Annotated in this window: 13 protein-coding genes and 1 other annotated feature; all 13 genes read left to right on the forward strand. The window is 48.6% G+C overall.

The window, feature by feature from the left end; translation table 11 throughout:
- Nucleotides 1–216: 216 nt before the first annotated feature.
- A complete protein-coding gene (locus PHF27_RS11085; RefSeq protein ID WP_300069874.1) occupies nt 217–1179 on the forward strand; it encodes a DUF1858 domain-containing protein in 963 nt (320 codons plus the stop codon).
- Nucleotides 1180–1194: 15 nt separating this feature from the next.
- On the forward strand, nt 1195–1845 hold the full coding sequence (locus tag PHF27_RS11090) for a hypothetical protein (protein WP_300069877.1): 651 nt from the start codon (nt 1195–1197) through the stop codon (nt 1843–1845).
- A 133-nt stretch (nt 1846–1978) separates the two neighbouring features.
- Nucleotides 1979–2326 carry a GRAM domain-containing protein gene (locus PHF27_RS11095; RefSeq protein ID WP_300069880.1) on the forward strand — a complete coding sequence of 116 codons (348 nt, stop codon included), beginning with the start codon at nt 1979–1981 and terminating at the stop codon, nt 2324–2326.
- A gap of 273 nt (nt 2327–2599) precedes the next feature.
- The gene (gene thrS, locus PHF27_RS11100) at nt 2600–4510 is read left to right on the forward strand and encodes a threonine--tRNA ligase (protein ID WP_300069883.1); all 1911 of its coding nucleotides are present in this window, start codon (nt 2600–2602) and stop codon (nt 4508–4510) included.
- 46 nt (nt 4511–4556) lie between these two features.
- Nucleotides 4557–4683, forward strand: a sequence feature (ribosomal protein L20 leader region).
- Nucleotides 4684–4719: 36 nt separating this feature from the next.
- Entirely contained in the window at nt 4720–5226 is a 507-nt protein-coding gene (gene infC, locus PHF27_RS11105; protein ID WP_300069903.1) for a translation initiation factor IF-3, read from the forward strand.
- 30 nt (nt 5227–5256) lie between these two features.
- The gene (rpmI, locus tag PHF27_RS11110; protein WP_018704319.1) at nt 5257–5454 is read left to right on the forward strand and encodes a 50S ribosomal protein L35; all 198 of its coding nucleotides are present in this window, start codon (nt 5257–5259) and stop codon (nt 5452–5454) included.
- Nucleotides 5455–5494: 40 nt separating this feature from the next.
- Entirely contained in the window at nt 5495–5848 is a 354-nt protein-coding gene (rplT, locus tag PHF27_RS11115) for a 50S ribosomal protein L20 (protein ID WP_018704318.1), read from the forward strand.
- Between the two features lie 232 nt (nt 5849–6080).
- A complete protein-coding gene (locus tag PHF27_RS11120) occupies nt 6081–6905 on the forward strand; it encodes a class II fructose-bisphosphate aldolase (protein WP_300069886.1) in 825 nt (274 codons plus the stop codon).
- A gap of 139 nt (nt 6906–7044) precedes the next feature.
- Nucleotides 7045–8400 (forward strand): TrkH family potassium uptake protein, encoded by a 1356-nt coding sequence (locus tag PHF27_RS11125; protein WP_300069889.1) that lies wholly within the window; start codon nt 7045–7047, stop codon nt 8398–8400.
- A gap of 33 nt (nt 8401–8433) precedes the next feature.
- Nucleotides 8434–9090 (forward strand): TrkA family potassium uptake protein, encoded by a 657-nt coding sequence (locus tag PHF27_RS11130; protein ID WP_300069892.1) that lies wholly within the window; start codon nt 8434–8436, stop codon nt 9088–9090.
- Nucleotides 9087–9902, forward strand: a complete 816-nt coding sequence (locus PHF27_RS11135; protein WP_300069894.1) for an RNA methyltransferase — start codon at nt 9087–9089, stop codon at nt 9900–9902. Before PHF27_RS11130 ends, PHF27_RS11135 begins: the two co-directional genes overlap by 4 nt.
- 152 nt (nt 9903–10054) lie before the next feature.
- A complete protein-coding gene (locus PHF27_RS11140; RefSeq protein WP_300069897.1) occupies nt 10055–10144 on the forward strand; it encodes a YqzL family protein in 90 nt (29 codons plus the stop codon).
- Between the two features lie 311 nt (nt 10145–10455).
- Nucleotides 10456–11108, forward strand: a 653-nt coding sequence (locus PHF27_RS11145) for a phenylalanine--tRNA ligase subunit alpha (RefSeq protein ID WP_300069900.1), incomplete at its 3' end; no start/stop codon positions are given.

The following is an 11108-nucleotide window of genomic DNA, read 5'->3' on the forward strand; positions in this document are numbered from 1 at the left end:
AGACACCTGGGGACGTTCCTTTTTTGTCACGGTTTTGTAGGTTATTCATCAAAAACAATAAGCTGTTTTGCTCAATTTCGTGTTTTTCGCGTTTTTCGCGGTTGGATAAAATATTGGTAAAGTAAGCAGGCTGTGAGGCATATCACAGCCTGCTTTCCTTTTTGCGGCTATACTAAGACCATAGAAAGCAGCCATATTGAAGGAGGTAGACAAGCTATGCAGCCTAAAGGTGCAAACTTGCAAAAAATAAGAGACGGGAAAAAAACGTACGCAGTGACGCCGCATCTGCCGGGAGGTTTTGTCAAACCGGACGTACTGCGGCGCTATGCGGAAGCAGCGGAGCAATTCGGCGGTGTGTTGAAGCTGACCTCGGCGCAGCGCATTATGATCACCGGCTTGAAAGCGGAAGATGTGGAAGGCGTATGGGAGCTGCTAGGCATGCAGCCTGCCATGGGTTTTGCCAATTGCGTGCGCAGCATCAAAATGTGCCCAGGTGATACCTTTTGCAAGCGCGGCAAGCAAGATGCAATTAAGCTGGGGATGGAGCTGGATAAGCGCTACCATAAAAAAGAAATGCCTTCGCGCATTAAAATGGGCGTAGCCGGCTGCCCTAATTCCTGCGCCGAGGTGCATGTGAAAGACGTAGGCTTCATCGGTACGGAAAACGGCTGGGATGTATATGTAGGCGGCTGCGCCGGAGCGCAGCCCCGGCTGGCGGATAAGCTGTTGGGTTCTCTGAATCTGGAAGAGGCCCTGCGGATAGCGGAGATTATTGTTTCGTTCTACAAGCAAAACGCTGAGGTAGAGCGTATGGGAGTCTTTATTGACCGCATTGGCTTTGGAAGCTTTCAAAAAGAAGTGTTGAGCCGTTTTTACGGGCAGCAGCAATCCGATTCCGCAGAGACGGGACTTCCTTTGCCTAAGCAAACGACGTCTGCGCCACTTTTAAAGGAAAATTTGCAACCGGGAGATATGGTGAACGAGGACACGGTGATCAGTGATATTCTGCGGGTGTATCCGCATACAGTGCCGGTTTTCCGCTCTTTTGGCTTGGGCTGCCTAGGTTGTCCGTCTTCGACAGGAGAGCCGCTGCATCAAGCGGCTGCTATTCACGGCCTGCAGGTAAGCGACCTGGTAGAGGCGCTAAACAGCAGTATTAAAGAAGAACAGAACAAATAGAATGGAGGAATTACTATGAGCTTGTATTTAGGACCAATTCACTACTGGCTGTATCATAAAATTCGTATCTTGGTGGAGCGGGAACAATTGCTTTGGGAGGCGGCGGCCCAGATTGATGCCGACATGGCGGAAGAAGGCCGGGAAATGGTTTGGCAGACCTATGGAGCGCCGCTGCCGGATGAGGATTTGGCGGAGCTGATTGATGCGGATAACATTCACGGCTGGCTGCAGCGGCAGATTAATTTGGCAGAATTACGTGAAGCAGCCACCGTTAAAGAACTGCTGGCGCGTTTAGGCTCAGACGGTCCAGAAAAGATGAAAGCCGTCTTCGGCGAACAGGGAAAACAATGTGGTCTGGCCGCTCGTCCAGACGGGCGGGAAGAAACTGATGCGGCGGCGGCGTACGCGGCGTTTGCCGGCAAGGTGTTGAACGGCATGCCTTGTGATCGTTGGGATCGGCTGGAGCAGGAAGACAGCAAGGTGACAAGGTGGAGTAATGCCGGCTGGATACAAGGGGCAAATTGGAAAAAAACCGGTACGGACAGTCAATTTCTGGCGCAGTGTCATGAGGTTTGGCATGCGGAATTTTTTAAAGCCTTAGCGCCTCAATTGCAATATACCATGAATATCCAGGGTGACTTAATCTCGCGACAGGTTACTGCTTAGGGGGAGCGCGCTTCCTTGGCGGGCAAGAAGAAAGCTGTTTTTGTTTTGTTTTAAAGTAGGATTTTTGCAAAGCTTGTCGAATACAATTAAACTCAAGTTATCTTGAGTGAATTTTGACAGGCAGGTGCAGTGTATGTATAGCTTTTCCTTGCATGATAATGAAAAAATCATAAAAAAAGATCATGCTAATTTTGATTCGGCGGCGGAAAAACTTCACGGCGCATTATATTTGACGACCGAGCGGCTGGTTTTTGTGGGCTATGTAATGGGCATGGAACATAAATATCTAAAAGAAGTGTCTTTGGGGGCTCTGACGCAAGTTGCTACGGCTCGAAGCCTTGGACTTATACCCAATGCGTTAGTCCTAAAGACCGCTGAAGAGGAAAAACTGCGCTTTGTTATTCGCCGCAGGAATGAATGGTACCAAGAGCTAATGAAGAGGCTGAAGCCGGTTGACAGGGTCGGAGGCCTTGGAGTATAATCGAAATAATATCAGTAATAGCAAAGACAAGGATATGATTCACTGATAAGCATGTCTGCAGAGAAAGAACGTCATTGGCTGTAAGCGTTCTGGCATGGTGCGCTGAATTACCGCCTTGGAGCTGCCGGTTTGAATAAGAGTAGAGCCGGCCGGAATAAGGAGCCGTTATTTTCCTAAACAAGCAGGGCTTTCGGGCCAAGCAGGGTGGAATCGCGAGCAATCCTCGTCCCTACATGGGACGGGGATTTTATTTTTTGCAAGGAGGTTGTAAACATGGTACAAGTAAAATTAAAAGACGGCAGTATTCGCGAGGTGGCTCAGGGTACTACTCTTGGCGAACTAGCAGAACAGCTCAGCCGTTCCTTGGCTAAAAAAGTACTGGTAGGCAAAGTGGACGGGCAGGTAAAGGATTTGGCCAGCAAGCTGAATCAGGATGCGGCAGTGGAGCTTTTGACGTTTGAACAGGACGCAGGACGCGATGCGTTGCGCCACAGCGCATCTCACTTGTTAGCTCAAGCGGTCAAGCGCTTATATGGCGACAAGAAAGTAAAAATTGCCATTGGTCCGGCCATTGCTAATGGCTTCTATTACGATTTTGACGTGGAAGAACCTTTCAGTACGGAAGATTTGGCTCGTATCCAAAAGGAAATGGAAAAAATCGTTAAAGAAGATTTGCCGATTTCCCGCAAGGAAGCCAGCCGCGAAGAGGCTGTTGCTTTGTTTGCCGCGCGCGGTGAAGACTACAAAGTGGAATTGATCCAGGACTTGCCGGCAGATGCGGTTATTTCCATGTACGAGCAAGGTGAATTTGTCGACCTGTGCGCCGGTCCTCATGTTTCGTCTACAGGGAAGCTCAAAGCCATTCAGCTGCAGTCAGTTGCCGGCGCTTACTGGCGAGGCGATGAAAAACGAAAAATGCTGCAGCGTATTTACGGTACGGTCTTTGAGAAGAAAGCGGACTTAGACGCCTATCTGTTAATGCTGGAGGAAGCAGCGAAAAGGGATCACCGCAAACTGGGCAAAGAATTGGATCTGTTCAGCATGCAAGAGGAAGGCCCTGGATTTCCTTTCTTCCATCCCAACGGCATGGTTGTGCGCAACGAGCTGGAAACGTTCTGGCGTAAAATGCACCGGAAATATGGCTACCAGGAAATTCGGACGCCGATTATTTTGAACCAGAAGTTATGGCAGCAGTCCGGGCACTGGGATCATTACCGGGAAAACATGTACTTTACGGAGATTGACGGCGAAGGCTACGCGGTAAAACCGATGAACTGTCCTGGGGGCATCCTTGTATATCGGTCGCAGTATCATAGTTACCGGGATTTGCCCTTGCGCACCTGTGAGCTGGGACTGGTGCATCGTCATGAGATTTCGGGCGCTTTACACGGCTTGATGCGCGTACGCAGCTTTACCCAGGATGATGCGCATATTTTTATGCTGCCGTCGCAAATTAAAGAAGAAATCCAGGGCGTTATTGATTTATTCAATGAAGTATACAGCACTTTTGGCCTTTCGTATCATGCGGAGCTTTCCACTCGTCCCGAGGACTCTATGGGCTCGGATGAGGTTTGGGAAACGGCTACCAAGGCGCTCCAGGACGCTCTTGAAGAACGGGGCATGGCCTACAAGGTTAATGAGGGTGATGGCGCCTTCTACGGCCCGAAGATTGACTTTCATCTGCGGGACTCTATTGGCCGGACCTGGCAGTGCGGCACCATTCAGCTGGATATGCTGATGCCGGAAAAATTTGACTTGAACTACATCGGCGAAGACGGCCAAAAGCATCGTCCTGTTATGATTCACCGTGTGGCCTATGGCAGTCTGGAGCGCTTTATTGGCATTTTGATCGAACATTTCGCAGGAGCGTTCCCGTCCTGGCTGGCACCGGTGCAGGTTAAGATTCTTCCGATTACAGACCGCCACATGGAATATGCCAAAAAGGTTGCTAAAGATCTGTGGAATCAAGACATTCGCGTGGCCGTGGATGAGCGCAACGAAAAAATCGGTTATAAAATCAGAGAAGCGCAAGTGCAGAAAATCCCCTATGTGCTGGTTGTGGGGGATAAGGAAATGGAAAATGGCACGGTTGCAGTGCGTAAACGGGGCGAAGGCGATTTAGGTCCCCAGGCGACCGATGTCTTTACGAAGCAGCTCTTAGAGGAAATTGCTGCCAAAAAATAAAATGGCGTTGACAAAAAAGAAAATTCATGGTATCTTAACAAAAGTGATTTGAAAGCAGAAGCCATCCGCTTCTCACCTTGCCACGCCATGGAGCAGTGAGCCAGGTTAGCAAACCCAAAGCTAAGGGTGTATTGCGGGTGGAGTGCAGACTCTACCCGCTTTCTTTTTGTAAATGTATGCGGAGGTGAATGACAATTAGCAAAGAAAATTTGCGGATCAACGAAGAGATTCGGGTAAGAGAAGTGCGGGTAACTACCGCCGAAGGTGAACAGCTAGGCATCATGCAGGTGCGCGACGCATTGCAGATGGCTATCGAACAGAATCTCGACCTGGTAGAAGTTGCTCCGACGGCTCGTCCGCCGGTATGCCGCATCATGGACTATGGAAAGTTCAAGTATGAGCAGCAAAAAAGGGACAAAGAAGCAAAAAAGAAACAAAAAATCGTTACCATCAAAGAAGTCAAACTTCGTCCTAATATCGAAGACCACGACTTTGATGTTAAGAAAAAAAATGCCCTGCGTTTTCTAGAAGATGGTGACAAGGTCAAAGTGACCATCATGTTCCGTGGCCGGGAATTATCCCATCCGGAATTAGGGCGGGTTTTGCTTGTGCGTATGGCCAAGGAATTGGCTGATATCGCCAATGTAGAACGCGATCCGAAGCTGGAAGGCAAGAACATGATTATGATTCTAAATCCCAAACAACAGCAGGCATAAAACTGAAACAACAGCAAGGGGGAGCAAGTAATGCCGAAAATCAAAACTCGTAGAAGCGCTGCCAAACGTTTTCGTATCACCGCTAGCGGTGAGTTCAAGCGCGCCAAAGCTTTTAAAAGCCATATCCTGGAATGCAAATCGCCTAAGCGTAAGCGCAACCTGCGCAAAGCTTCGCTGGTAAGCAAGTCCGACCACAAGCGCGTACAGCTTATGCTGCCGAACGCATAATTTAAATTTATTTTAATGCACACTTTCTGGAGGGATTAAAATGCCGAGAGTAAAAAAAGGCGTTACTGCACATAGACGCCATAAAAAAATTCTGAAGCTGGCTAAAGGCTACCGTGGCGCCCGCAGCAAGCAGTTTAAAAAAGCCAACGAATTAGTCATGAAAGCGTTGTTCTACGCTCGTCGTGACCGTCGTGCGAAAAAAGGCGAATTCCGTCGTCTGTGGATTGCCCGTATCAATGCGGCTGCCCGTATTAACGGCTTATCCTACAGCAAATTGATCAATGGCTTGACTAAAGCCGGCGTGGAAGTAAACCGTAAAATGCTGGCCGATTTGGCTGTCAATGATCTGGCTGCTTTCAACCAGCTGGTTGAAACCGCTAAAGCAAAACTGTAAAACAAACTATCGAAAAGCCGGCCTTAGGGTCGGTTTTTTTCTATACCAGAATTTGTAAAACGAACCGCGAAATACGCGAAATACGCAAAATACGCAAAAGGGTTTTGTTTGCCAAAGATAATTTGAAAAGTTTGTGTTTTTCAAATTATCTTTGCTTTTCCCGCAGGGGTTTTGGATTTTCATGGCGAAAAGAAAAAACATAATAAATAAACCCTGAAGGGAGAGATGTGTCGTGGCTTTAGTAACAATGGCAGAACTTCTACAGGATGCGCGGCGGCGGCAATACGCAGTAGGGGGATTTAATGTTTTTAATTTTGAAACCTTGGGAGCGGTAGTTGAAGTAGCGGAGGAATTAAAAACGCCTTTAGTTCTGGGGATTCCGGAACGGTTATTTAAGTTTGTCGACGCGGATTTGCTGGGAGCTGCTATGGTGCGGGCTGCTCATAAAGCAAGTGTTCCAGTGGCCTTGCATTTGGATCACAGCCATACGTACGAGGGGATTTTGAAAGCCGTGCGATGGGGGTTTACTTCGGTCATGTTTGACGGTTCCAGGCTGTCTTTTGAGGAAAACATACGCCGGACGAAGGAAGTGGCCAAAATTGCGCATGCTTCCGGGCTGACGGTGGAAGGGGAACTTGGCTCCTTGGGCGGCGAGGCTGCAAGCGGGTTGGAAGAGGCGGCGCTGTTTGCGCAAAAAACTCGTATTGACGCCTTGGCGGTAGGCTGTGGTAATCATTTAGGAGATAGTGCAGATGCTGCACTGGACGTTGAACGTCTTGGAATGCTGCGTCAGATGGTGCAGATTCCGTTAGTCATGCATGGCGGCGCTGGCCTGCAGGCGGAAGAGTATCGGCGTTTGATTCAAGCAGGCATTGCTAAAATTAATATTGCAACCGACACGTCAACGGTGGCGGCGGAGCAGTTGAAAAAAGAACTGTCGCGGACGCCGCACATGAATTATGTCAATTTGATGGCTATTGTTAAAAAAGGCGTCAAAGAGTCGGTGCGCAAGTACATGCTGGCCTTTGAGTGCATCTCTAAGGCCAAAGCTATTTAAAGAGAACCATTCAGGCAGGAGATTTCGAGGCATTGCTTCGTTTTCTCCTGCTTTTTAAGTTTCCGCCTCCTCTAGACGGGCGCTAAGGGAGTGCTTATAATGAACTGGGAAGAATATAGGCTGGAGTGGAGCGATCGTATTGAAAAATAGCACTCTTGGTTTGTTAAAAGAATGGACATTGACGCCATATCAAATTTTAGTTCTTGGTTTTGCAGGGTTGATTTTATTGGGAAGTTTTGTGTTAATGCTTCCGCAAGCTACAGCGTCGGGGAATGGGACTTCTTTTGTTGATGCTTTATTTACAGCGACGTCGGCTGTTTGCGTGACCGGCTTGGTGGTAGTAGATACGGGGACTCATTTTTCTTTATTTGGACAGCTTGTTATTATTTTCTTGATTCAAATCGGCGGCTTAGGTATTATGACCATGACAACCTTAATGGGCATTATGCTTGGTAAGCGCATTCATTTGCGGGAACGTTTGATTTTGCAAGAAGCATTAAACCAAATTACTATGTCCGGCGTGGTGCGTTTGGCTTTGTACGTCATTAAGTTGACATTGTTGATTGAATTCATTGGCGGTACGATTTTAGCCTGGCGCTGGTATGATGAGTTTGGGCCGATTGGCATATATTACGGCTATTGGCATGCGGTATCTTCTTTCTGTAATGCCGGTTTTGATTTGTTTGGTAATTACGGCAGCCTGACTGCCTATGTGTCTGATCTGTCTATAAATTTAACGGTGTCTACGTTAATTATTCTGGGTGGGATTGGGTTTATGGTTATTGCAGACGCTTGGAATCAGCGCTCCTTTGCTAAATTGACCGTGCATTCAAGGATTGTTATTGTGATGTCGGCTTCATTGCTGGTGCTTGGCACGCTGGGAATTTTAGCGTTTGAACATGCGAATCCTGCAGGCATGGGACCGCTTTCTTGGCCGGACAAAATTCTCAGCAGCTATTTTCAGGCGGTTTCGGCAAGAACCGCCGGATATAATACTTTGCCGTTGGACACATTAGGGCCGGAAACTTTGTTTTTATTGATTATCTTGATGTTTGTGGGCGCTTCTCCTTCTTCTACAGGCGGTGGTATCAAGACCTCGACGTTGGGGGTTCTCTTAGCTTCTATCTGGGCGATGATGCGCGGCAGAGAGGATGCAGAGCTGTTTGAACGGCGTATTCCTCACGGAGTCATCTATAAGGCTTTTACTGTAGTATTTATTTCCGCATCGTTAGTTTGTTTTGTTACCATGATGCTGAGTATTTCCGAAAACGTTCCTTTTTTGAATTTGCTTTTTGAGGTTGTTTCCGCTTTCGGTACGGTGGGATTGACAACAGGCATTACGCCGGGACTATCGGAGCATGGAAAACTTTGGTTGATTTTAACGATGTTTGCCGGCAGGGTAGGGCCAGTGACCCTGGTAATGGCGTTGACATTGCGTTCGCGAAAAAACAAACATATGGTGCGTTACCCGGAAGGAAAGTTTATTATCGGTTAAGAAAGCAAGTAGAATCTGGAAACGAGGCATGAAATGAAGAAAAAACAGTTTGCGATTATTGGCTTGGGGCGTTTTGGCACTAGTGTAGCCAAGACGTTGTATCAAATGGGCTATGAGGTTTTGGCAGTTGATGCGGATGAAACGCGGGTTCAGGATTTTAGCGATGAAGTGACCCATGTTATGCAGGCGGATACTACCGATGAGGATACATTGAAAGCTTTGGGCATTCGAAATTTTGATGTAGTTGTCGTAGCCATTGGTGCGGATGTGCAGGCTAATTTGATGACAACGCTGCAACTTAAAGAGTTGGGCGTACCTCATATTGTTGCTAAAGCCAAAAATCCCCTCCATGGTAAAATGTTGGAGAAAATAGGCGCGGACCGAGTTGTGTATCCGGAACGGGATATGGGGCAGCGTGTGGCGCACAATCTTGTTTCAAGCAATGTTTTGGAGTACATTGAGTTATCTCCTGAGTACAGTATTGTGGAAGTAACAGCCCCCAAGGTGTTGGTCGGAAAAAATCTGGTGGAAACGGATTTACGCGGTCGTTATGAGGTCAATGTGGTAGCTATACGTCGGGGGGAGCAGTTATTGGTGCCGCCGCAGCCAACGGAGAAAATTATGGATAAAGATGTGCTGTTCGTTGTCGGCGCGAATCGGGGCGTCCAGCGCTTGGAGGAGCTTGAATGACGTTGTATTGGGAAAAAATAGGCAGTGCTGCGAATGAACAATTGAAACAAATTCGCTCCTTGCAACAGCGCAAAAAACGAGACGAGAGCGGCTTATTTATCGTGGAAGGCACGCGGGCGGTGCAAGAAGCGATCCAATCAGATTGGGAATTGCTGTTTCTTGTTGCAGCCGATGATTATGGACAAAAAGCGCAGATGGAAGAGCTGCTGCGAAAGCGCCAACAGCCATATGGCCGACTGTTGCAAGTTTCCGGCGAGCTATTGCGCAAGCTTGGCGAGACGCAGACGCCGCAAGGCATTTTAGCGGTCGTGCGGCAAAAGTACTGGGAACTTGAGCAGGTGCTGGCTATGCCTGGTGACGGGCCGCTCCTTGTACTGGATCGCGTGCAGGATCCGGGGAATGTCGGCGCCTTGCTGCGGACGGCTGCGGCGTTAGGCGCAGTCGGGGCTGTTTTGCTGGAAGGGACCACAGACGCTTTTAGCAGTAAAGCGGTGCGCGCCGGTATGGGGGCTGTTTTTCGTTTGCCTGTAGTGCAAAAAATACAGCCGGAGACCTTGAACCGCCTTCGGAAACAGCAAAAACTTGCATTGTGGGTAGCTGCGCTCGAAGGAGGCCGACCAAGCTATCAGGCTGATTTAAAAGCCAGGCATTTGCTGCTTTTAGGCAACGAAGGAGAAGGGGCGTCGGCTTTTTGGCAAGAAGAGGCGGATGGCGCCGTTTTCATTCCCATGCCGGGAGGAATGGAGTCGTTGAATGTGGCTATGGCGGGCTCGCTGCTGCTCTATGAAGCTATGCGGCAGCGGCTGAGCTAAGAAATAAAATAAGATAAATGCGTTTTTTGTATTTTTAGAGAAAGCCCTTGGTTAAGAGTGGACTTGGCTTGTCAGAGCTGCTTTTGATATGGTATAATGACAACAAGAAATTTCCTGAAAGCATGCTGAACAGGAGCAGGGAGGGTCTCGCCATGATGACCACCGATATGCTATGGAAAGTATTTGAAGCAACTGGCTCCATTGCCGCGTATCTCCTGTACCGCCGCCTTTTATTGCAATAAAGAGCGGTTTACGGCTTGGGAACGAACTACATAGTGCTGGTGATGAAGGAGAAAGTATGCAGAGGAGAATTCTTCAGGGAGGCGTTGCCATGGACTGCAAGCGCGCTGTCTTTTCGCTGTCAGAAGTTCGCTCCGGAGCCTTGTTTACTGAACGCTTTTCTGAATTCAAGTAGGTAAACACGGACTGCTTCACGTTACGAAGCTTGAGTACAAACAAGGGTGGTACCGCGAATAAGCTTTTTCGCCCCTTTCGAGGGGGTGGAAGGGCTTTGTTTTTTTGCAATGATTATAAAACAGGAGGCAAGTGGAACATGGAAAATCAGCTACAGATTTTACAAGCGGAAGCGTTGCAGGAGATGCAGCAGGCGCAAACCGTAGCCGCCTTGAATGAGTTGAAAGTAAAATACTTGGGCAAAAAAGGCAGCTTAACTGCTGTTTTGCGCGGTATGGGAGCATTGTCGCCAGAAGAACGTCCGCGCATAGGCGCGCTCGTGAATGAAGTGCGGGCCAAGTTGGAGGCGCTCCTAGAAGAGCGGGCAGGGGCTTTGAAAGCCGCTGAGCTTCAAGAGCGTTTGGAAAAAGAAACCATTGATATTACTTTGGCTGGGAGAGCCTCTTTTAACGGGCATGTGCATCCGCTGATGCTGACCTTGGATCGCATTAAGGCGGTCTTTATGCGCATGGGCTTTGCGGTGGCCGAAGGGCCGGAAGTGGAAGAAGATTCCTATAACTTTGAAGCTTTGAACTTGCCGCCGGATCATCCGGCAAGGGATATGCAGGATACTTTTTATATTACGCCGGAGCTGTTGCTTCGGACTCATACCTCGCCAGTACAGGCGCGGGTTATGCAAGCCAGCGAGCCGAATAGTCCGGTGCGGATTATTGCGCCTGGCAAAGTATATCGCTGTGATTACGACGCCACGCACTCGCCGATGTTCCATCAGGTAGAAGGCTTGGTTATTGA

This window comes from Anaeromusa sp. (genome assembly GCF_028691475.1).
Lineage (GTDB): Bacteria > Bacillota > Negativicutes > Anaeromusales > Anaeromusaceae > Anaeromusa.

Excerpts from the sequence above, each read along its gene's own strand:
- PHF27_RS11085 (WP_300069874.1), top strand. The coding sequence starts at position 217 with ATGCAGCCTAAAGGTGCAAACTTGCAAAAAATAAGAGACGGGAAAAAA.
- PHF27_RS11090 (WP_300069877.1), top strand. The coding sequence starts at position 1,195 with ATGAGCTTGTATTTAGGACCAATTCACTACTGGCTGTATCATAAAATT.
- PHF27_RS11095 (WP_300069880.1), top strand. The coding sequence starts at position 1,979 with ATGTATAGCTTTTCCTTGCATGATAATGAAAAAATCATAAAAAAAGAT.
- thrS (WP_300069883.1), top strand. The coding sequence starts at position 2,600 with ATGGTACAAGTAAAATTAAAAGACGGCAGTATTCGCGAGGTGGCTCAG.
- rpmI (WP_018704319.1), top strand. The coding sequence starts at position 5,257 with ATGCCGAAAATCAAAACTCGTAGAAGCGCTGCCAAACGTTTTCGTATC.
- rplT (WP_018704318.1), top strand. The coding sequence starts at position 5,495 with ATGCCGAGAGTAAAAAAAGGCGTTACTGCACATAGACGCCATAAAAAA.
- PHF27_RS11130 (WP_300069892.1), top strand. The coding sequence starts at position 8,434 with ATGAAGAAAAAACAGTTTGCGATTATTGGCTTGGGGCGTTTTGGCACT.
- PHF27_RS11135 (WP_300069894.1), top strand. The coding sequence starts at position 9,087 with ATGACGTTGTATTGGGAAAAAATAGGCAGTGCTGCGAATGAACAATTG.
- PHF27_RS11140 (WP_300069897.1), top strand. The coding sequence starts at position 10,055 with ATGATGACCACCGATATGCTATGGAAAGTATTTGAAGCAACTGGCTCC.